Source organism: Nocardia sp. NPDC057227 (assembly GCF_042669725.1).
GTDB lineage: Bacteria > Actinomycetota > Actinomycetes > Mycobacteriales > Mycobacteriaceae > Nocardia > Nocardia asteroides_A.
Genome location: NZ_JBHUXA010000012.1, coordinates 115,076 through 135,864, shown reverse-complemented (window position 1 = coordinate 135,864; position 20,789 = coordinate 115,076). Strand labels below are relative to the sequence as shown.

At 68.7% G+C, this 20,789-nt stretch carries 22 protein-coding genes; 10 read left to right on the top strand and 12 right to left on the bottom strand.

Annotated elements, in window-relative coordinates:
- Nucleotides 1-4: 4 nt before the first annotated feature.
- Nucleotides 5-898 (top strand): aldo/keto reductase, encoded by an 894-nt coding sequence (locus tag ACFUJ1_RS18625; RefSeq protein WP_378647152.1) that lies wholly within the window; start codon nt 5-7, stop codon nt 896-898.
- 57 nt (nt 899-955) lie between these two features.
- On the opposite strand, the gene ACFUJ1_RS18620 is transcribed toward ACFUJ1_RS18625, so the two are convergent.
- From ACFUJ1_RS18620 to ACFUJ1_RS18605, 4 genes are all read right to left on the bottom strand, one after another.
- On the bottom strand, nt 956-2,062 hold the full coding sequence (locus ACFUJ1_RS18620) for a phosphotransferase (RefSeq protein WP_378647150.1): 1,107 nt from the start codon (nt 2,060-2,062) through the stop codon (nt 956-958).
- Nucleotides 2,063-2,169: 107 nt separating this feature from the next.
- Nucleotides 2,170-2,376: a hypothetical protein gene (locus ACFUJ1_RS18615; protein WP_378647148.1), complete on the bottom strand. Its 207-nt coding sequence runs from the start codon at nt 2,374-2,376 to the stop codon at nt 2,170-2,172.
- A 148-nt stretch (nt 2,377-2,524) separates the two neighbouring features.
- Nucleotides 2,525-3,118, bottom strand: coding sequence for a hypothetical protein (locus ACFUJ1_RS18610; protein WP_378647146.1), 594 nt, complete (start codon nt 3,116-3,118; stop codon nt 2,525-2,527).
- On the bottom strand, nt 3,079-3,426 hold the full coding sequence (locus ACFUJ1_RS18605) for a hypothetical protein (protein WP_378647144.1): 348 nt from the start codon (nt 3,424-3,426) through the stop codon (nt 3,079-3,081). Before ACFUJ1_RS18605 ends, ACFUJ1_RS18610 begins: the two co-directional genes overlap by 40 nt.
- A 296-nt stretch (nt 3,427-3,722) precedes the next feature.
- On the opposite strand from ACFUJ1_RS18605, the gene ACFUJ1_RS18600 reads away from it, so the two are divergent.
- Entirely contained in the window at nt 3,723-5,387 is a 1,665-nt protein-coding gene (locus ACFUJ1_RS18600) for an SMI1/KNR4 family protein (protein WP_378647142.1), read from the top strand.
- A 33-nt stretch (nt 5,388-5,420) separates the two neighbouring features.
- On the top strand, nt 5,421-5,738 hold the full coding sequence (locus ACFUJ1_RS18595; protein ID WP_378647140.1) for a hypothetical protein: 318 nt from the start codon (nt 5,421-5,423) through the stop codon (nt 5,736-5,738).
- Between the two features lie 85 nt (nt 5,739-5,823).
- On the opposite strand, the gene ACFUJ1_RS18590 is transcribed toward ACFUJ1_RS18595, so the two are convergent.
- From ACFUJ1_RS18590 to ACFUJ1_RS18580, 3 genes are all read right to left on the bottom strand, one after another.
- Nucleotides 5,824-6,567 carry an alpha/beta fold hydrolase gene (locus tag ACFUJ1_RS18590; protein ID WP_378647138.1) on the bottom strand — a complete coding sequence of 248 codons (744 nt, stop codon included), beginning with the start codon at nt 6,565-6,567 and terminating at the stop codon, nt 5,824-5,826.
- A gap of 171 nt (nt 6,568-6,738) precedes the next feature.
- Nucleotides 6,739-7,389 (bottom strand): methyltransferase domain-containing protein, encoded by a 651-nt coding sequence (locus tag ACFUJ1_RS18585; RefSeq protein WP_378647136.1) that lies wholly within the window; start codon nt 7,387-7,389, stop codon nt 6,739-6,741.
- Nucleotides 7,390-7,608: 219 nt separating this feature from the next.
- Nucleotides 7,609-8,013, bottom strand: coding sequence for a hypothetical protein (locus ACFUJ1_RS18580; protein WP_378647134.1), 405 nt, complete (start codon nt 8,011-8,013; stop codon nt 7,609-7,611).
- A gap of 67 nt (nt 8,014-8,080) precedes the next feature.
- Between ACFUJ1_RS18580 and ACFUJ1_RS18575 the strand changes: the two genes are divergently transcribed.
- Together ACFUJ1_RS18575 and ACFUJ1_RS18570 are read left to right on the top strand one after the other, a co-directional pair.
- The gene (locus ACFUJ1_RS18575; protein WP_378647132.1) at nt 8,081-8,278 is read left to right on the top strand and encodes a hypothetical protein; all 198 of its coding nucleotides are present in this window, start codon (nt 8,081-8,083) and stop codon (nt 8,276-8,278) included.
- A gap of 716 nt (nt 8,279-8,994) precedes the next feature.
- A complete protein-coding gene (locus ACFUJ1_RS18570; RefSeq protein ID WP_378647130.1) occupies nt 8,995-9,414 on the top strand; it encodes an IPT/TIG domain-containing protein in 420 nt (139 codons plus the stop codon).
- Between the two features lie 56 nt (nt 9,415-9,470).
- Here ACFUJ1_RS18570 and ACFUJ1_RS18565 read toward each other — a convergent pair whose 3' ends face one another.
- Nucleotides 9,471-9,806 carry an integrase core domain-containing protein gene (locus ACFUJ1_RS18565; protein ID WP_378647128.1) on the bottom strand — a complete coding sequence of 112 codons (336 nt, stop codon included), beginning with the start codon at nt 9,804-9,806 and terminating at the stop codon, nt 9,471-9,473.
- 140 nt (nt 9,807-9,946) lie between these two features.
- Nucleotides 9,947-10,948, bottom strand: coding sequence for an LLM class flavin-dependent oxidoreductase (locus ACFUJ1_RS18560; RefSeq protein WP_378647126.1), 1,002 nt, complete (start codon nt 10,946-10,948; stop codon nt 9,947-9,949).
- An 87-nt stretch (nt 10,949-11,035) separates the two neighbouring features.
- Between ACFUJ1_RS18560 and ACFUJ1_RS18555 the strand changes: the two genes are divergently transcribed.
- Both ACFUJ1_RS18555 and ACFUJ1_RS18550 read left to right on the top strand, forming a co-directional pair.
- Nucleotides 11,036-11,614 carry a TetR/AcrR family transcriptional regulator gene (locus ACFUJ1_RS18555; protein WP_378647123.1) on the top strand — a complete coding sequence of 193 codons (579 nt, stop codon included), beginning with the start codon at nt 11,036-11,038 and terminating at the stop codon, nt 11,612-11,614.
- Nucleotides 11,615-12,194: 580 nt separating this feature from the next.
- Entirely contained in the window at nt 12,195-12,719 is a 525-nt protein-coding gene (locus ACFUJ1_RS18550) for a DUF3592 domain-containing protein (RefSeq protein WP_378647121.1), read from the top strand.
- A gap of 110 nt (nt 12,720-12,829) precedes the next feature.
- Here the strand turns inward: ACFUJ1_RS18550 and ACFUJ1_RS18545 are convergent, their stop codons facing one another.
- Complete coding sequence (locus ACFUJ1_RS18545) at nt 12,830-13,729, bottom strand: alpha/beta hydrolase (protein ID WP_378647119.1); 900 nt, start codon at nt 13,727-13,729, stop codon at nt 12,830-12,832.
- Between the two features lie 289 nt (nt 13,730-14,018).
- Here ACFUJ1_RS18545 and ACFUJ1_RS18540 point away from each other — a divergent pair, with 289 nt between their 5' ends.
- Nucleotides 14,019-15,890, top strand: a complete 1,872-nt coding sequence (locus ACFUJ1_RS18540) for a hypothetical protein (protein ID WP_378647117.1) — start codon at nt 14,019-14,021, stop codon at nt 15,888-15,890.
- 678 nt (nt 15,891-16,568) lie between these two features.
- On the opposite strand, the gene ACFUJ1_RS18535 is transcribed toward ACFUJ1_RS18540, so the two are convergent.
- Entirely contained in the window at nt 16,569-17,609 is a 1,041-nt protein-coding gene (locus ACFUJ1_RS18535; RefSeq protein ID WP_378647115.1) for a TolB family protein, read from the bottom strand.
- Nucleotides 17,610-17,821: 212 nt separating this feature from the next.
- On the bottom strand, nt 17,822-18,385 hold the full coding sequence (locus ACFUJ1_RS18530; protein ID WP_378647113.1) for a hypothetical protein: 564 nt from the start codon (nt 18,383-18,385) through the stop codon (nt 17,822-17,824).
- Between the two features lie 583 nt (nt 18,386-18,968).
- Here ACFUJ1_RS18530 and ACFUJ1_RS18525 point away from each other — a divergent pair.
- Nucleotides 18,969-19,496: a hypothetical protein gene (locus ACFUJ1_RS18525; RefSeq protein ID WP_378647111.1), complete on the top strand. Its 528-nt coding sequence runs from the start codon at nt 18,969-18,971 to the stop codon at nt 19,494-19,496.
- 663 nt (nt 19,497-20,159) lie between these two features.
- Nucleotides 20,160-20,618 carry a hypothetical protein gene (locus ACFUJ1_RS18520; protein ID WP_378647109.1) on the top strand — a complete coding sequence of 153 codons (459 nt, stop codon included), beginning with the start codon at nt 20,160-20,162 and terminating at the stop codon, nt 20,616-20,618.
- Nucleotides 20,619-20,789 lie beyond the last annotated feature (171 nt).

Sequence of the window (20,789 nt, the reverse complement as noted above, 5' to 3'; positions counted from 1 at the left end):
ACCCGTGGCCGAGACCACCGTCCCCGACCTCGTGCTGAACAACGGCATCACCATCCCCGCGCTCGGTTTCGGGGTGTTCCAGACCCCGCCGGAGCAGACCATCACCGCCGTCGAGACGGCACTGGAGACCGGCTACCGCCACATCGACACCGCCGCCGCCTACGGCAACGAACGCGAGGTCGGCGAGGCGCTGCGCCGCTCCGGAATCGCGCGGTCGGAGGTGTTCGTCGAGACCAAGGTCTGGATCACCGACTTCGGCTACGACGCGACCCTGCACGCCTTCACCAAGGCCACCGGCAAGCTCGGCCTCGACCAGCTCGACCTGCTGATCCTGCACCAGGCCCTGCCCGGCGAGTTCGACCTCACCATCGCCGCCTACAAGGCGCTGGAGACCCTGCTCACCGACGGGAAGGTCCGCGCGATCGGGGTCTCGAACTTCATGCCCGAGCACCTGACCCGGCTGCTGGACGCCGTGACGGTGGTCCCCGCGGTCAACCAGATCGAGGTCCACCCCTACTTCCGCCAGCCCGAGGTGCTCGCCGCCGACACCGAGCACGGCATCCTCAGCCAGGCCTGGTCGCCGATCGGCGGCATCACCTTCTACCGCGACAGCGGCCACACCTCGACCCTGACCGACCCGGTCATCACCGAGATCGCCGACGGCCACGGCAAGACCCCGGCCCAGGTGATGCTGCGCTGGCACCTGCAGCAGGGTAGGCAGGTGATTCCGAAATCGGTTACCCCCAGCCGCATCCGGGAGAACTTCGCGATCTTCGACTTCGCCCTCACCGACGACGAACTCGCCGCGCTCGACGCCCTCGACACCGGTAAGCGCGGCGGCCCCGAACCCGAGCAGATCACCCGGGAGAACTTCGGCATGGCCATCCCCGAAGCCTGAACCGACGCACCCACCCCTCGACCCATCCGCAGGACACCGTTGCTGACGCCGCGTCGATCAGGCGAATAGCAGCTCGAAAGGATCGAGGTCGTCGATCGCCGCTGCGTAGCGCTCGGTCATCGCGGAGACGACTTCGGCGGGCTGCATGACGGTCGGGACGCACATCCAGGCGAAACCGTGCAGGATGTGCCTGCGGTACTCGCCCCATGCCTCGTCGGCGGGCACGGTCGGCCCACCGGCGGCGGCGAGCGCACGGGTGTAGTGCTGGAGCAGTTCGCGCTCATTGGCGCGGCGATCGTCGACGGTCAGCGCGGAGCCGAGGAAATAGGCGACGTCGTGACCCCACGGGGCGAGGCACGCGGTCTGCCAGTCCAGGAACGCCGGTGCGGCTCCCGGGATGCGGTACAGCTGGCCGAAGTGGGCATCGCCGTGATTGATCGTGTGCGGCGCGGAGTCGTCTTGTTCCCACAGCGCGCGGAAGGCGCGGCGGATGCGCTCGTCGTCCCGGAGTCCCGGCGAGAGATCGGGGACCTCGTCGCGGTTGATCAGTATGTGGAACTGCTCGGGGCTGAGCATCACGTCGAAAGCGCGCCGCGCCGCCTCCGCGCCGACCGGCAGCCAGGAGAATCGGCCGGGCCGGCTACCGGCCAGCGGGCCGTGCCAGCCGGCCATCACCTCCAGGGTGGCGGCGACGTCGTCGACCGACCACAGCGCGGTCGGCACCGCGAATTCGGCATTCCTGTCGTTGAGGTCCTCCAGAACGACAACGCCCTGGTCCGGTTCGGCGGCGGCGTAGAACGCAGCCGGGTGCTCGGCCTGCAGCACGGGGGACAGGTCGCGATAGAAACAGCCCTCCAGTTCGTAAGCGGGGCCGAGGCCGAAAGCGCGGCTGCGCTCGTCGAAGCCGCCCTTGACGCAGAGCCGCGCCGGAATGCCCGAGGGATTGTCGCCGTACGTCGCCTCGATGAAGACCTTGGTCGCCGAGCCCCAGATGATGCCCGTCTGCGTGACGGCCGTGACGGTGGTGCCGGGCCGGTCCACGCTCAGCGCGGCCTGCAGCCACTGCGCGGACAGTTCGTCGATCGAGCGCGGCAGGGCTGTTTCGGAGAGGGTGTCTGAAGTGTCCACACGGGGACCATACATTGTGTTCAGACGTGGCGTCAATCACATCGAGGGTGCACTGGGTCGGTGATCACGGCTCTGTCGCCGCTTCGGACCCGGCCGCCACCGCAGCTCCGTATTCTCTGATGAACCCGCGCAAGAGGCGCTCATCACCCGTCGAGCACACCCGCGTCATGCTCGAACGGGCACAGCCCGAGCATGCGCTCGGCGCGGAGGCCACCCGCCAGGGGACCGACCCGGCGCTGGTCGCCCAATGGACCGCGCAGGTGCAGCGGGAGCGCGATGGGGTCGCCGTCGAGCTCGCAACCCTCCGGCCGACCGAGCGTCAGCGGCTGAGCAAGGACGAGATCGGTCACGTCCTCGACGCGCTGGGCGGGATGGTCAGCGTATCGGGCAGGGCCGAAGCGGCCGAGAAGCTGGAGATCTACCGTCACCACGGTCGGTTAGGCATTCGAGTCCTTGCGACCGATGAAACAGACCGGGTCGGCGAATCAGCGCGAAGCGTCAGAACTTACCCGTGTGATGTTCGATATGGTGTCCGAGTTGCGCGCCGAACTCGGTGACGAAGTTCTCCGTGAGCGGCGGCCACCCCCAGAAGTCGAAAGCAAGCGCGCCGAGCGCGAAGCCCGACGGCCACCCCCACTCGGTGACCCCGGCGTCCTCGCCGCACCTGGTACAGGTGACACTGCCCGTACCGGTCTGCTTCCACGCTTCGATGCCGTCGTGGAACGGCCGCCAGACCTCGGGGTCGGCCTCCCACTGCTGCGGGTAATCGATGATGGTGGTCGTCGCCTGACAACGCGGGCATCGCGCGGACTCCGGTTCGATCTCGCCCTGGCCGCCGTGGTGATCGCCGCGCCCGAGAAGTACCGCGACCGGACCGGGAATCCAGTCCGCGCCCCACTCCGTGGTGACCCGCCGCCAATCAGGCCCCGCCACATAGCCTTTGTCGACACCGAGGCTGTACATCGCCTCGCCGGACATCTCCCGCGTGAGCAACCGCCGCGCGATCATCCAGTCCACCATCCGCGCACCGAGCGTGGCGGCCTGTTCCGCCGTCACCTCGACGTCGACGATCCGTTCGAAGAAATCACCCACGTTGTCTCCCTGGCACCACCGCTGGAAGTCTCCGCGAATCCGAACGCGCGCGCAAACTGCTGGTATCCAGCGGCGACGGCGGTGGCGATGCCCGATTCGAAGGTCGCCGCGACCGTACGGTCGACCCGGGTGCTCGCACTCGACACGGTGTGAATGTCGTCGCGAATTCGCAACCAGTGCCACAGCATTGCCTCCGACAGCGGCAGCGGCACCGGCTTCGCGCGATTGCGCCCCTCCGGCGCGGGCGCCGCACCGTGCACGGCCTGCGCTGTGGCGCGAGTCGCCGAACAGTTCAGCGACGCCGCCATGCCGGGTGCTCCGGGCCACGCGGGGCTCGTCACGGACCCGGGATCCCGCAACCTCTGTGACGGCCTCCAGCGCATTCACGCGGAACTTGCCGCGAAAACGCTACTGCCGTACGCACCGCAGCGGACCATCTTGCGCGACCCGGCGCGGCCATCGCACATCCCGCCACCGATCGTTTCCCGCACGCCGTAGTGCGGACGAAGCGACTGTTCCCCGCCTGGGTGTCTCGCGAAAGTGGTCGCCCGCCGGGACATTTCGGGGCAGGCTTCGGCATCACCGGACAGGCCATAATCGGGCGATGCCTGCTTCCCCCGTCGAGGATTCCTGGCGCCGGATCGACTCGTGGCTCGCCGCCCACGCGCCGGGGACCTTCGCCTCCCTGCGCATGCCCGCCGACCGGGAGGCCATCGACGGTGCGGCCGCCGAACTCGGCGTCGAACTCCCCGCTGACCTGGTCGCGTATCTACGCCACCACGACGGAGTCGCAGCCGGAGAGGGCGCTTTCGGCTTCCCCGGCTTCGAGCCCTACGGCCTAGCCGAGATCGTCCGCGGCACTCGGATGATGCGGGAGACAGCGGCGCAGTTCGATGACGATCTGCTCGAGGGCTTCTGGCACCACGATTTCGTGAAGATCGCCCGCAACGTCAGCGCGGACGGGCTGGTCGTGGACTGTCGCTGTGGCGCGGTCGGCGAGCAGGTGGAGGGCGCGGCCACGAGGTTCGGGACGTGGGGGAGTCTCGCTGCGTTCCTGGAACAGGTCGCCGACTGCCTGGAGAGCGGGGCCGCCATGCCGGTCGGGATGTCGTACGTGCCCGTCGCCGACGACGGCGTGCTGCTCTGGGTGCTCGCTCCCGAACCGCCACCCGACCCCCGATCCCTGCTCGACACCGCGCCCGCCGCAGCCGAACCGCGCGCCAGGATTCCCTACGGCGGGCCTGGAAAGAAGTGGCCGGACGTGCGCAAGAGTTTCTGCCTGACCTTCGCGCAGCGGCTGGACGAGGCCGAATTCCTGCATCGGTTCGGCGCGCTGCCCGAGGTCGGGCAGCCGCAGCCGAAGGGCCCGCGGGCGGACCGGGCGCTGTTGCCCGAGGTGCGCGTCGGGGTGCACGGCGAGTGGGCGTTCGGCATCGAGGACGCTCGCTCCGGCGCGGAGGGGGAGCGGAACGAGGTGCTGCGTCGGGTGTCGAGGGGCACAAGGGCGGTGTCGCTGCGGTTCTGGAGCGGGAACGGCGCGGTCAGGGTGTCGATGTTCGACGAGGGGGAGCTGGTGACGACATACGACACGCACTGGGCTGTGCTGCCCGACGGTGCGCGCGACCCGTTCGACGTCTTTCCCGGCCTGCCGCCCCACGACGCGGGCGCATCGCGCCGGGACCCGGACAGCCAGTGCATCGTCAGCGTCCTGTCCGATCGGGAACTCGCCCCCGAGCAGCGGCGTGCACGATTGCTCGCGGTGTGCGCGGCCGTCGTCCGCCGCTGCGGAGTGCCGCTGCCACCGCCCGGCCTCGACCGAGGACTCGCGAGGGTGGTGATCCTGCCCGTGCTCCCGGACGACGACCAGGCGATACCCGTACCCGGCACCTTCGCCGCCCTGCTCGGCGCCGCACCTCCCGAGCGGCTGCGTCGCGTCCTCGCCAGGCAGATGTCGTCCCTGGCCGCCGAGACCGGACTCGACAGCTACGGCGAGGTCACCGCGGCGCTCGCGCTGCTGAGCGCACAGGACCGGCCGGGCGTCACCGACGATTCCGCGCTCGGTGTGCGATTGCGGCGGGTGCATGCCGAGGCCCGCGCGGTGTACGTCGCCCAGGACGATCGGTTCGCCTGGCAGGATCGCGCCATGGCCGCCCGCGCGCTGACCGGCGCGCTGCGCGAGCCGGTCCGGGACGCGCTCGGGCTGGTCGTGGCCCTGCGCCGGAACCCGCAGTGGCGGCGGGAGTTCCGCGGTCAGCTCTCCGGCGACTGATGCCGGCACCGGCTGCGGACTCCGGTCCGGCTCGTGAAGATCCGTCGGCGCATCGAGCGTGACCTGCACGCCAGCCCCGGCCGGCATCGGGGCCCGCGCGAGACCGACCGGGCCGCGATCGTGGACACGATGCAGGTGGGCTGGGTGATGCTCCCCGGGTTTGCTGGAGATGACGATGGTCCCGTGATCCGAACCCTGGTCGCCGGACGTGAGCGTAGCCAATCGACTGCGCGGTTGTTGCAGGATTCCAGGCATTTGCGTTGTGTCCGGAAGGGTATGGATCACTACGCCGACGTGCTATCGGCCAGTGCACTCTACGACTTCGATTCGCTGTCGTTCAGATCGACTTGAATGCGATAACCGCGACCGGCTGGTCCGCTGTCGAAACATGCCGTGAAAAGGTCTTGTAGGCCGCAGGGGTTGACCCTCACCTGGTTCAGCTCGCACCGGCTCGAGCGAGGAAGGGTAGGAGCACCTCGAGGTACGTGTCGGGGTCGCGGCTCCAGAGATCGTGTCCGGCCTCGGCGATGATCGCGATCTCGACTGTAGGCAACGCCTGCCGCCATTGTCGGGCGATGTCGTCGGTGACCACGGCGCCGCGCCTACCGCCGCGGATCACGAGGACCGGGCAGCGCAGCTCGGAGAGCCGGTCCCAGAGCGGTACTTCCCGGCTCTCGGCGAGCACTGCGCGGACGGCGGTTTCGGACATCCGCTCCGCGACCGGGACGCCCCGGATCATCATCGCGAGCTGCGTGTCGAGGAACTCTTCCGGCAGGCCGGCGTGGCGGGCGTGGTAGTCCCCGATGACGAGTCCCGCGACGCGGTCCGGGAATTGGAGCGCGTAGCCGAGCGCGTAGGAGGATCCCCGGGAGAAGGCGACCAGGATCGGGCGATCGAGCGCGCGGGCGTCGGCCACCGCGCGCAGATCGCCGATGTGGTCCTGCCAGGTATAGCCGGTGCGCGGGGTGTCGCTGCGCCCCCGGCCGCGGACGTCGACCGCCAGGGCTCGACGGTCGGTGAGCCGGTCGAGCAGCCAGGCGTACTCGGTCGCGTGTTCGCCCATGCCCGGCACGACGAGCACCGGTGGTTGGTCGTCCGCGTGGTGGCCGTTGTCGAGGACGTGCAGGCGGACCCTGTCGTTGCCGATGAATATCGAGCGTGCACCGTCACCGTCGATCACCGGGTAAATCTACGCCGACCGGGGCACGTCCCACCTCGCTGGTCTGGCCGTCGCCGTCGGTGAGCTGGGCGTCGAGGGAGTCGGAGTGGTAGCCGTGAGCATGGCACATGCACCGCCAGCGCCCCGATCCGCGCGGAGTCCTGCGGTCTGGGTTCGGGGGCGTCGGCGGGCTCATCGGCGGACCTTCGCAGGCGTCGTGCGGTCGAGCCGGGCGAGGTGGCGCCCGTTCACTTCGGTGGTCATCCGCACCCGGAACCCCGTGGCGTCGGCCAGCGGTGTGGCGCACTCGATTCCGACCCGCGCCCACCGGAACCACGGCCCCGCGGTCGTTCGGGTCTCGAGGCGAACCCACTGGTGCCGCATGCCGGTGCCGGGGCCGTCGAACTCCACGACGACGGCCCCGTCGCCGGAGAGCAGATGCCGGATGCGGGTCAGCAGCCGTATCGGGTCCGCGCCGATTCCGATGTTGCCGTCGGCGAGCAGCGCGTAGGACCAGCGGCCGGGCCCGGGCAGCGGTCCGAAGATGTCGCGCTGCAGTGCGGGTACTCCCCGTGCCCGCGTCAACGCCACCGCCAGCGGGGAGATGTCGACTCCGAGAGCGGTCACTCCGCAGCGCGCCACCGCGGCGACCAACCGGCCGGGACCGCAGCCGAGATCGATGGTCGGGCCGTCACACAGCCCGGCCATCGTGGTGTCGGCGGGATGCTCGGCTCGATCGGCGGTGCCCAGCCAGCGCCGGGTCGGCAGCGGGTGCCGCTGCCCGCCGTGGGTGCGAACCCAGCATTGCCCGCCGGTCAGGGCAGGATCGAAGGTGGTGCTCATCGTGGCCTCCGGTGGCGAATCCGGCGGCCGGTGCCCGCTGTCGGCCGTGAACAGCGTTGCCGGGCAAGTCATGTCAGCACCATCCCGGGATCGCGCACCAGCGGTGCCATGGACGACGGTTCCCCCCGCCACCGGCATCGGTCGTTCACCACGCTCCATCGAGTGATCACCGCCGAGCCTCCTGTCGCAGTCCGAGCACCGGGCTTCGGGAAGGCCCGTTCAGGCGGTGTTGAGGGTGATGGTGGCGATGCCGACGAGCAGTCCGGCCTTCACCGCGTCGGTCTTGAACGTGCTGTTCAGCAGCGCGGCCGCGTCCGCGGAGACCAGCACGCGGGTGCCCTGCAGAACGGCGGTGTTGTCGGCGCCGGTCTGCAGCGGCTGCAGGGTGCTGCCGTCGAGGTCGAACAGCAGCGCATCCGTCGCGGCGGGCGCGCCGTTGACGCTCACGTCGCCGTAGAGCACCGAGGTGCCGGGGTCGATGTCGAAGTTGGTCAACTCGACCACGGTGGGCCCGGCCGCCAGCGACAGCCCGCTGCCGGTGTGCTGGATCTCGCCCTGAACATAGGGGTTCACGCTGCCGGGCGGGTAGTACTTCACGTTGCCGCCGGTGATCGGGAAGCTCACCGATCCGTTCTCGAGTGCAGCGCCCCCCACGATCCCCGGGGTCAGGCCCAGCGAGGTCAGGGCGCCGGTGAATCCGCTGTCCAAGGCCACCGCGGTGGTCCTTCCGGTCAGGGCGTCGATCTGTGCCACCGGCTGGGGATCGGCGGTCGTCGTCATCGCGGCGCTGCTGGAGCTCGACGTGCTCGCACTGTCCTCGCTCGAACACGCGGCCAACGGGGTGACGGCCAACGCGGCGATAGCAGCGATCATCGTGGTTCTTCGGTAATCGACCATGAGTCTCAACCCTTAGTGGTTTGTCGGATTGTTCGTGCCAGAGATTCGCCCAGATCAGTGATGCGGATTGGGTATCAATCCATGTTTAGGCAGGTAATCCGCTCGACCACCACCTGCGGGGCGGGTTTGCGGCCACCTGGGCGCTGATCGCGCGCTACCCCTGCCAGGCGCCTCGGTCGAGGTGGGCCGGTACCGCGAAGACGGTGAGGGCAAAGATCCGATGCCGAAGCACGTCGCCGCCCCGGATCAGGGTTCCGAAGACGCCATCAAGGATCGGTCACTGCTCGCAGCCTTGCGGGAACAGGATCGGCAGCTGCGGGTACGCAATCATCTGGTGCCTACGCCCTGCGCCCCCGGACCGCACCGCACCACCGGGACCGAAGCGCGCCGACGGCGATCCGGCTCGACCCGGCTGCGTTCGTAACGGACTTGCAGGGCGAGCAGCCAGGCACGCCGAGCCGTCGGTGCCCGGAACTCTATCGGCTGAATTGCGTCAGGGTAGTGGGACGCAGCGTGGTCGTGGAGTGGCGGCTGTAGCCCGAGGGGATTCCCAGAGCCGCGCGCGATTCTCGGCGAACGCGAGGACTCCCTAGTGTGATCAGGCGGGCTCGACACGCTCCGACACCTCCACTTCCTTGCGATAGCCGAACGCTATCGGGCTCCCTCGGCTTGCGGGTCGAGCGCGCCCCCGACGAGGGAGAATCTTCGATGGCAAAAGTCACCGGCATCAGCCCCAAGAGCGCCAAGTACACCGGCGGTGAGCAGGTGGTCGTGTCCGGATCCGGTTTCACCGGCGCCACCCGGGTGTTCTTCGAGGACGTGAACTCCAAGGCCTACGACGCGCAGTTCACCGTGGACAGCGACAGCCGGATCACGGTGACCACCCCGGCGATGGAACGCGACCGCAAAACGCACCTGTTCGTCATCGTCGGCGGGCAGGAATCCAACGTCGCTCAGGTGCGCGTCGAGGATCCCGACGGTCAGGGCATCATCAACAGCTCGGGGCAGATCGCACACGCCTCGACCATGGGGGCCGGCAACGCCCACGAGTTTCATTTCACCCAGCACACAGCGGCAGAAGCGAACGCGCAGCTCAATCAGATGCTGTCGGGGGGCCTGCAGGGCTGATCGGGGGTCGGCTGTTCTGATCTTCCCCCGGTTTCGTGGAGTCGCGACACTGGACTTCAGGCCACGGGTTGGATGGGTGGTGGGATCATCTCGTAGTCGATCGGAGTGCGCATACCCGGAGCGGAGTGACGGCGGCGCCGGTTGTGGAAGATCTCGAGGTATTCGAAGAGCTCGATCCGGGTCCGCCATCGTTGCCGGTTCAAGAGCTCGGTTCGCATTCTGCCCCAGAAGGATTCGATGACGGCGTTGTCGTAGCAGTCGCCGATCGACCCCATCGATGGCACCAGCCCGGACTTGCGTGCCCGCTCGGTGAACGCCCACGAGGTGACCTGCTCCTGCTCGTCCTGAGCAACAACCTGTGACCCATGGCGACCTGCGCAACACTTGCGCAAGGCCGCCTCATCCGGTGCCGGTCGTCGCGGACGCCGGGGAGCCGGATCCGGGACTCGTGACGAGGCCTGGGCCGCCGACGGGATTCGCAGCGTGTTCGCGGCGTCGGACCGATCCCGGTGGCCTCGACGCCGAGCTGCGATCAGGTTCTGGCTGTCGATGGATTGATGAGCGATGGTGCGAGGCGGTGCAGGACGTCGACGATCTCGTCCAGGCCGGGTGCGACGACGTGGGCGAGGACGCTGTCCGCGCCGGCCCGCAGGTGCGCTCGGAGCCGTTCCGCGATGGCTTTCTCGTCGCCGAGGGCGAATCGGGCGGCGAGCAGGCGATCCGAGCCGCCGTCGGCGAAGTCCCGATCGGTGAAGCCGAGCCGGCGCAGATTCCGCACATACGGTGAGCCCGCGACATTGCCAAGGCTCAGGTAGGCGCGGGCTGTCGCGTGAGCGGTCTCCGGCGAGCGGTCGAAGACGACCGCCTGCTCGGGGATCAGCAGTTTGCCGGGGCCGAGAACGGCGCGAGCCCGTTCGGTGTGCTCGACCGGCGCCGAGAACGGATGGGCACCGTCGGCGAAATCCCGCGCTACCGCCAGCATCCTGGGGCCGAGCGCGCCCAGCACCCGGACGTAGGACGGCGCCCACGCGGGATCGCTGTCCGCCGCCGCGTCCATTGCCGTCAGGTAGGTCCGGGTCCGGTCGGCCAGCGACACCGACGGGTCGGCGCCTGCGGCGTCGAGGTGAGCGGCCGGGCTCGCCGTCGCTTCGCCCCTGGTCGCGCCGTGGCGAGCGATCGCGGCGAGAGCTCCCGCGCCGATGCCGAGGACGACGCGCCCCGGATACGCCTCGGCCAGGGTGCTCGCGCCCGCGTGCATCACCCCGGCGTCGCGGGCGCCGATGACCGCGACGCCGGAGCCGATGGTGATCGTCTCGGTGGCGGCCAGCAGCGCCGCCATGTGCGCGAAGATCTCGCGCGACCCGCCCACGCCTTCACCGATCCACACCGATCCGTACCCGAGTTCCTCGATCCGGGCGACCGCGCGCTGTACCTCCGAGATCGGTCTCGCGCGCAGGATGGGGGCCGAAGCCAGCCACACCCCGATCGGCCCGAGGGCATCGCGCGCTGCTGTCAGGACTGGTCCCGATGTCATCGAGTCTCCTTGGGCGAGGAAGTGGAATCGCATTCCGCTTTCGTGCGATGGTACGGAACGGCATTCCGTTTCTGCAATACTGGGACCGTGCCCCGAACCGACGCGAGGAAGAATCGGGAGCGGATTCTGACCGCCGCCGCCGATGCCCTGGCCGAGGGCAGCCTGCTGCGCCCCGCCGAAGTCGCCGAACGTGCGGGAGTCGGGGTGGGGACCTTCTATCGCAACTTCCCCGACCGCGACAGCCTCTTGGCGGCGGTCGCCCACGAGCGCTACGAGGAACTGCGGGCCGAGGCGCAGCGGCTGCTGCGAACGGAGCCCTCCGTCGAGGCCATCGGGCAGTGGCTGATGATGTTCAGCGAGCTCATGTCGGCGTTCCCGGTGCTACCGGAGGCGGTCCGCCGCACCCTGCGCGCGCACCGCTCCGACCCCGAATCCGGGTGCAGGCGCATGCTCGCCGCCTGGGACGGCCTGTTCCTCCGTGCGCAGCGCGCAGGCCTGCTGCGCGACGATGTCGATTCCCGCGACGTCCTGCAGGCGGTCACCGCGATCATGATGTCGGCGCACGACGACGTGGACGGGTCCCCTGGCAGCGGTCCTTCCGCCGCCCGGATGACAGCCGTGCTGATCGACGGCCTCGGTAGACGCCGGTTGCGCTCGGAGGTGTGACCTGCCCGCGAATGCGGCATCGGCGGCGCAACCGATGTTCACTCCGGGGCGGGTGTTCGCTTGCGGTAGGCGCTGTGGGTGTGCCCGGTGCATGCGGCCGCGGGTGAGGTAGTCGCGCCAGGTCGGCCCGGCGGCCGCGGCGAAGCGGCGGCGCAATGTCCGCTCCGACACCGCGACCGCGGCGCAGACCGCGCGCAGGGTGACGGTGTCGAGATGGGAAGAACGGTCCGGCCGCCGGTTCGGTGCCGGTCCGGTCGATCGGCCGGCGCGCGCCGTAGCCGATCATCTCGCGCAGCACCGGCGACACCGCCGGCCCGCGCTCGCCCCGCGGTGTCGGCGGTTTCGCGGCGATCCCGCACAGCTCCCGCCGGGGTTCGGGGTGCCGGGCGCCAACGGCAAGACCTCCACCACCTTCCTGCTCGACGCGGGCTCGGCCGGTGCCGGTATCCCGCTGGCGGTGTCTCTGCGCGGCGGTCGACGGGAGCGGCCGCCTCCTCTGTTCAGGTGATCGCCGTTCGCGGGATCTATCGCCGTGGCTTCCGGTCCATAGTCTGTTGTCGTGCAGGGTTTCTGGAACTACATGGGCGCGGTGCTGGTGGTCTTGTTCGGGCGGGCGCAGCTGTTCATCGGGTTCGACCTCCTCCGCCAGACCGTCGAGCGCGCGGCGCTGTGGCTGCGGGGACACCGGGCGCGCGGCGTCATCGACTCGGTCGGCGAGGAACGCGATTCCGACAGCCATCGCGTCTACCGGCCCACCGTGGAATTCGCCACGGCGACCGGCGAACTCCGGCGCGCCACCCTGGCCGACACGGTGACCGGCCGCCCCCGCGTCGGTACGCGGATCACCGTGGTCTACCGGCCGGACGACCCCGAGCACGTGGATGCCGTCGGCATCGCCAAGGGCATCGGAAGTCTGATCGTGTTCCCGATTGTCGTGGTCGTGGGAGCGGCGGCCGTCGTCCTGCCCATCGCGTACCTGCTCGGCCTCGACGGCGTGCGCTCGTGGGGTGAACAAGCCATCGGTGCCACGATCGACTGGCTCGAAAAGACCCTCGGCGCCCCGCTGGGGTGGGTGCGGGACGTCCTGCTGGACCGGTTCGGCTGACCGACGATGCCGCGAGATAGCCCGGCCGCGCGGGCTACGCCAGCGGCTCGACGACCACCGCCCCTCCGGCGAAGGCTTGCCGTCCCCGCAGGAGCGCCCGCGCACAGCCGTCAACGAGAAGGCGTATCGGCTACGGGGGGCGAGCGCCGCGCGCCGACGTGCCGGTCGAGGAAGTCGAGCTGGTCGGCGACGAGTGCCTGGTGTTCGGGGCCGTCATAGATGTCGAAGTGGTCGACGCCGGGGTAGATCCGCAGTTCGGCGTGCGGCGCGCGGCGCGCCGCCCGGATCGCGGGGCCGGGCGCGGCGACCTGATCGGCTCCGCCCACGCAGACCAGCCAGGGGCAGTGCAGGGTGCGGGCCGCGCGGATCGGGCGGAAGGGGCGTCGCAGCAGCCAGCGCGCGCTGACCCGATTGCGCCAGCGCGAGTCCTCGCCGATCGCCACCACGTGCCGCCAGCCGCGTTCGCCGTCGGGAGCGTTGATGAACGCCGCTTCGTGCGGTTGCCCGACCGCGGGCAGGTGGCCGCCGCGCAGCGCGGCGCTCAGCATACGCAGCCGGACCGGCAGCGGGGCGCGGTGCGCCTGGGTGTGGATGTCGAGAAACGGCACCTGGCTGATGGCGGCCGCGACCCGGCGGTCCGCAGCGGCGGCCGCCAGGGCGTTGCCGCCGCCCATGGAAGAGCCGAAGGTGACGATCCGGTCCGGATCGGTGCCTGGTAGCGAGCGCGTGTACGCGATCGCCGCCGCCCAGTCCTCGAGCTGGCGGGCGGGGGAGAAGAGGTCCGGCTCGCCACCGCTGTCGCCGAAGCCGCGGTGGTCGAAGACCAGCGCGGCGAAACCCGCCGCGGCGAAGCGTTCGGCGAAGGCGCCGAGCCGGTCGCGCCGGGTGCCGCTCAGGCCGTGCGCCAGCACGACGACCGGACCGGGCGGTGTGGAACCGTTGGCCGGGTACCACCAGGCGGCGCACTGCTCGCCACCCGCGGTGAAGGTAGCTTCTTCTCGTTCGTTCATGACGTCGAGCATCGTCTGCGGATCCGGATGGAGCTGGCGGGAAAAGGTCGCGGCACTGCGGATTTCGGCCGCGCATCGGTCCTCACGCGATGTTGTGATGCCGGAGTGTCGTGAAGCGACCGAGAAGCTGGAGATCTACCGCCAGATGGGCTTGAAACCCATGGAAAAAAGACAAACGGATACTGTGCCCGAAGCTCGGCCGCAACCCCCGCGGGCGTAGTAATAGTAATTGTGTCCGGAGGGGGACACCCAAGTTGACCACAGAGATCTTGCTGCCCGCAAAGAAGTAGTGGAGGTCGACGAGGGCCTCTACTCTCCTATCGGCGTGCTGGCCGGAGCGTTCTTCCTTCGACGCCGCAATCGAGCGAATAGACGACTGCGCACAGGATGCCGGGGCGATTACGGTCTTGGGGTGGGCAAGCCTTGGTTTCCGATGCGGACGTGGCAGCCACGAGCAGGCACGTTGTCGTGGCTGCGGGCTGTGGTAGTGATCGGGATGGCTGCAGTGTGTGTCGTCGCCTGTTCGTCATCGGCCGACTCACCGCGCGAGACCGAGCGGCCGGCATCGACGGTGACGGCCGATGGTTTCGTTGTCGAATCGGCCGCGATTACGGTGTCCGGAAGTGCCGGGGTCGCGCCGGTCGGCACGCAGGTATCGGTGGCGCAGGAGTCGATGTCCTCGCCGGTCGGCACCGCGATGTTCCGGCCATTCGACGGCAGCGCCTTCGATGTGCGTCTGGCGGGTGGTGACCTGCAGCCGCAATCACCCATCCACCTGCAGTTCTCACTCGATGCCGGAAATGTCGAGGACCGGCTGCGCGAAGGTGCGACCCTGGTAGTGCTGGCGCGCAGCGCCACCGGCGAACTGGATCTGCTGCCCGCCCACTGGGACGGGGCTTCGGCGACGCTGAATACGAACACGACCCATCTGTCCGGGTTCTGGCCGGGATGGCTCGACGTCGGCGCGGTGCGGCAGGGCCTCGCGGACGGGATCGCCGCCGCGATGGGGTTGCGGTCCGCGAAGCCGGAATGTCTCGGCGAACCGGCCGAGACCGCGTCGGTGATGCTGTCGGTGTCGCCGGTGGAGCGGGATGTGGCGTGGCCGTGTGTGGACGTGAGCGGCGGCAAGGTCACCGTCGGTCTGCATTCGAGCTCGCCGTGGGTGTGGCTGGTGAAGACCAGCCCTGCGGTGAGTGCCTTCGAAGTCCACGGCAAGGACCTGGCGGGCGCGGTCGCGGCTGGAATCTTCTACGAGGCCGAAATCGGGAAGGCGCAGGGCGCGTCGGTGCTGGTACCCGGAGATACGACGACGTTTCCCTTCGAAGCCTCCGCCCCTCCTGCCTACGGGCAGATGCAGGTCGAGGCAGGACTGTCCCTGGTCTCCGTCGTGCTCGCCGAGATCTCGGCCGCCGCCGATCTGTTCGGCGTGAAACTCGGGCTCGTCGATGACCTCATCGACAACAGTGGCAAGTTGATCTGCCTGGCGACGGTCGCCGAGACGTTGAACGGTGTGTCGGAGGCCGACTTCGCCGCGCGCGCGGGGGCGCTCGGTCGCGCAACGCTCGACTGCGTCGGCTCGATCGGCGGTGTCGCCGGCGCGGTATTCCTCGGCGCCGTCACCGGAGTCGTCTCGGCGTTGTTCGCTAGCCTCGGTGGTTTGTGGAACGCGCTCACCGGTCAGGATCGCGCCTCGTTCACCGTCACCGCGACCACGAAGACCACCGTCGTGTCCGACCACGGGTTCGGTGCGATCGAACTCGGGATGACCGCCGACGAAGCCAAGGCCCGACTGTCCCCGGTGGTCCGCGATGTGACCTACTACGGGCGCTGCCGAGTGATGTCGAACAAGCCCGACACGATCTGGGATCTGTCGGTGTGGATCAACACCACCACAGGACGGGTCACCGGCATCGAGACCCCACGCGGCACCGTGACCGACCGCAACGTCGGCGACGGCTCCACCGCGGCCCAGGTGCGCCAGGCATACCAGCGCGACCACACCATCGAGGAAGGCAATATCGGTGGACAGGGATCGTCGGCCATCATCGTGCGCCCGAAGAACTCCCCGGGCCTCGGCCGCTACATCTGCTTCCCGATCACGTCCGACGGCTCCATCGGGCCACCCAGTGTCGGGCGACCCTATGCCTCGGAAGGATGCTGAGGGCTTGCGTGCGGGTGTGCCGGGGGCAACCGGACGGAGCGTGATGCGCAGTGTGCGGTCGCCGATCCGGTACGGGTGGCTGCAGAAGCATCGGTCCGACTACACCATCGATCCCGACCTGGCGTTGCTGGCGAAGAGCAGGAACGAGGCGATCCATGCCGGCGGCCTGATCTCCGCTCCCGACGCCTTCACCTGCTGTCGAGGTCGCGATGCGTACCGTGGATGCCTACGGACGGTCGCGAGATCTGCGGCGACCGGTCGCGGTCCGCTGACAGCGTTCGACACGCAGCGGGGGGCGCTACAACCGAACAGTGACATGACCCACTGTCCGCCCTGGACGGGTGTCGGAACGTGGGCCCGTGCGGGGCTCGGCGTCGCCCGTCGCTACTTTCTGTGCGGGCGACTTGGCGTCGAACCATCGTGTCGAGAAGCGCTTCATCACCGGCCCCATCGAGATGGAGGCCGCCGACGCCCTGCCGATCGAGGAGATCGCCGAGCGCTGGGATCGTGGTCAGGGACCTGGACGAGGGCGTCGAGCGGATCAAGCCCTACCTCGCCACCAGCCTGAACCGCTGGTCTTCCACGCCCCCGGCCACGACCGGCGCCGCTTGCTCGACCTCTTCCAGCGGCATCTCGGGTCGTGGCTACGCAAGCTGGGCTCAACTCGGCCGGTACGGGTCAGCGCCACGCCGGAAACACGTACTCGACGTCTGCGCGCTCGGGCGAGAGCCGACGTAGGTCGGTGCCGTCGGCGTCCATGACGAAGACCGCGGAGGGCGCTTGCTGCCCCTCGAAACTGCCTGAGAAGGCGATCTGGTTCCCGTTCGGCGACCAGGCCGCGAAAATGCGGTCAGCGGTGCCCGTCGAGCCCCAGTCGGTGATCCGGTGGGGATCGGTGCCGTCGGCGTCGACGGCGAACAGTGCGGTGTCCCGATCGCCGTCGGACGCCTTCTGCTGCTCGTAGTCCTGGACGCTGTAGATGATGGTGCTGCCGTCGGGTGAGAGGGCGGGCATCAGGGGCTCGACGCTCGCGGTGCTGAGGAGCATCGCGGGCTTGCCGCCCTTCGTATCGGCGGCGTAGAGGTCGTAATGTCTGCCATCGGTCGGATGCGAGAACACGACGGTGGCACCATCCGGGGAGAAGGCCACCCGATCTGCCTCTTGCTCCGAGTTGGACAGCACCGCGAGCCGTCGAAGATTCGAACCGTCGACCCCGACGATGTGGTACTCCGAGCCCCTGCGGTCGATGGACGAGACTGTGAAGGCCACCTCGGTGCCATCAGGGGAGAAGACCGGGAAAGACAGGCGGCGGGAATCGTCGGCGATCTCGAATGCCGGGTCGCGCGGACGGGCGATCGCCACCGGATCGGATCCATCGGTCTTCATGACGTACACGATGTTGTCCGCCATCGAATCCGTCCCAGCAGGCACCGCGATGAAGGCTACCTCGGCGCCGCTCGACGAGAAGGCCGGGGTGATCGACCGGAACCCTTTCGGGGTAGAAAGCTCCTCCGGGTCCGCCGCGTCGAGCGGCTGCTGAACGATGCGGACCTCGTCTTCGCTGCGCACTTCCATGAAGGCGATGACATCAGCAGCCGACGGCCCGGAATCCGCTCCGCAACCCGTTACCAGCAGGGCACCGCATACCGCGATCGTCCAAGCCTGTGACCACACGATTCGGTGCCGCATGGAAGTCACCGTATCGAGCCGGGCATGCACCGGGAATCCATCGAACAGAGGACAACTCGCGATCTCACATCAGCGACGTTCCGGCTTCAGCCGCTCCATCACCAACGCGTGTGGGCACGGGTCAGCCCTGACTGTTCATCAGCACGTGGCGCGTCTCGCCGAACTTGCCGAGACGGGGATCACCGCCGCCGTCGGTGCCGTGTACGGCCATCAGCGGTCGATCGTCGGTGCCGTGGAGATCCCTATTCGGCTTCTTCGGGCGTGGACTGTGTTTGCCTGGGGTGGGTGAGTGCTCGGCTCAGCACGGTGCCGTCGGTGACGTTGTCGCCGGTGAATCGGAAGATGGTGGTGCGGGTGTCGAGCAGGCGGATACGAACCTCGTGGTCGTCGATGGATTTGACGACGCCGTCGATCACGCCCGCGTATTGGCAGGCGTGGACGCTGTGGTCGCCGAGTTCGATGTCGAGGTCGCGGATCAGGCAGAAGTGGTAGGTCTGGTCGGGTGCCAGGCGTGGCTCGCCCTCGTGGAGGTTGACCGTGATCTGGCTCGTGGGCCAGGTTCCGCGGATTGGCTGGCCTTCGAGCAGTCGGGCGGCCCAGTCGAGGCGCCGTGCTTGGTCGGCGGTGAGTCCTGCTGGCATGAGCAGCCGGTGGGGGAGGTGGGGTTGGACGATGTTCAGGGCGTTGGCGGTGCGGGCCATGGCGGTGATTTCGCGGTCCGGTTCGCCGTTGATGGCCGCGACCGGTGCGATCGTGCGCGGCCTGTAGCCGGGGGCCAGGTAGAGCTGGGGCGCGCATGCTGGCACAGAGTTGGAGCGTTGCGGCGAGGTCGCCGGGGCGGCGTCCGTTGACCTGGAGATTCTTGTTCATGTCGATCGACGCCAGTCGTGTGCCCTGCTGCAGCAGTTCGAGGGTGACGGTGTTGGAGGGATCGCACCAGACGGTGCGGTGCCCGGCGACGCCGTCGGTCGCCTCGCGGCGGGTGAAGAGGACCTCAGCGAGTACATGGTCGTCGGCGCCGAGTACTCCGACTCTGATCTCCTCGTCGACGTCGGCGATGTCGCCCTCGGTAGCCCGCATCGTCACTCCGGGGATCCGAACGCTGCCTCCTTGGTAGGTGCCGCCGAGCCCGCCGGGTAGGTCGAAGGTTGCGTCGACGGTGCCGGCGGGCAGTTTCAGCCGTGCGCCGTAGTCGATGAACCGGGTCAGCCGGTCGCGGAGGTCGGGCCGGTCGTCGGGGACGTTGAATCGCAGCTCGATCGGGATCGGCCGCTCGTTCAGGCTCTCGCGTGCGCGGGCGAAGATCTTGGTGATCAGCCATACCGACTCGACCATCATCGCGCTGATCACGACCAGGCCGGGGGTTGCCGGGGGTTCGTCCGGCGGGATATGGCTCATCTCGATGCTGTACCGGTAGTGCGGGCGGTGGGCGTTGACGGCTTTGTAGATGGCTGCGAGATCGGTGTGCAGGTCGAGCACTGTCAAGGGCTGTCCGAGATCGAGACGGTCGCGACGGGCGATGATCGCGGCCAGAGGCTCCAGCGCTGCCGCGAGCCGGTCGCGGCCATCGTGGAGGTAGTAGTCGATGACCTCGGGGAAGCGACTCGCGAGATTGTTCAGGTGATCGAGTCCGTGCCAGTGGCAGGCGAATCCAGCCTCGGATGTCATTGCCTGAAACCAGGCGAAATCGCTGGGAGTCGGCAGCAGCGGGCACACCAGGTTCCAGGCGGTGATTTTCCAGCCCTCGGCAGCGCTGGTCTGCTGGACGCGCTCGAACGATCGTGTGATCTGGCGTTTGCGGCTGCTGGTGAGTTTATCGGCGAACTTCTTTACCTGGTATACCTCGCGCTCGGCTGTGGCACCGTCCGGAGCGGCCAGAAACAGGTCGACACCCCTGTCGCCTTGGCCGGGGCGTAACCGCACCGCATCCGGGTTCTGCCGGCACAGCAGCATCGCGACGACGGTCTCGACTTCCTCGCCCGATCGCAAGGTCCATTCCACCGAGGCTGCTGCACGGGTAGGTGACGGTGGTTAGGTAGCCTGTCGGGCTGCCGGGGTCATGATTGCTTCGTACTCGATCGGGGGCAACATGCCGAGCCGGTCCTGGCGCCGACGCCGGTGGTAACTATCCCGGCGGACCAGGCCCGCGGTCACTGACAGCGAAATGGGGAAAAGGCCACCGACACTCAGTGGAAAATCGCACGACACTAGAATGTCAGTGCGCTGAACTGGGGATGTGACACTCGTGTCAGTAGCAGGCGACACGAGAGATGTCAGTGGCGGCCGAAGAGGATTTCGGCTTGCCGACCGGAAGGTTTCAAGACATAGACACCTGTGCTCTGTCAGATGGAGCGGGCTCGAATCTCGCGCATCGCACGACCCCACGAAGTCGTGCTCGACCACGTCAGTTCGGCAATCTCCTCCAGGAGAGGTGCCGTTTGCTGGAGGGATTTGTATGTAGTTTGTTCGATGCCGGTAGGGGTTTGGGAGGTTCTAGGATGACGGGGCCACCTCGAGTGCGGGGGCGCGCGCGCCGAGGGCGCGATTGTTTCGATGGAGGGGGTCGGTGGGGTGGAGCCGGTGTCGATGGTGGCCGCGGCGATCGCGGCCGGAGCGGCTGCGGGGTTGACGGACACGACCAAGAAAGCGGTCGCTGACGCGTATGCGGCGGTGAAGAAACTGCTCGCCGTCCGGCACGAGTCGGTGGATGTCGGGTCGGTGGAACGAGATCCGGGGTCACTGGCGCGCCGCGCGGTGCTGGTCGAGGACCTACAGCAAGCCGAGGCGGGTGCCGACGAGGAGCTGGCGGCTGCGGCCTGGCAGTTGCTGGTGGTGGTGCATCAGCACGCCCCGCAAGTCGCGCAGATCATCGGGGTACGGCTGAGGGAAGTACGCGCCGGGGAGCTCGAGGTCACCGACGTCGCCTCCACTGGCAGCGGTGTGGACATCGACAACGCCACCGTGACCGGGTCGATGAAGATCGCCGGTGTCCGCGCTGGTGCCCAGGAGCCGCCGGACCCTCCCATGGCGCGGTCCTGAACCCTGCTGGCACCGCGCCACCTCCCACTCGATCGGCGCCCGCAGTTTCGATATCGAACGCCTCCATCGGTCGTGACCAGAATATTCAAGTCACCCAGGAAGCGCCCGCACCGCCGCGGCCGCGGATCGCATTCGGTCTTCCCGCCGATCCGCGGGCATTCCTGGGCCGTG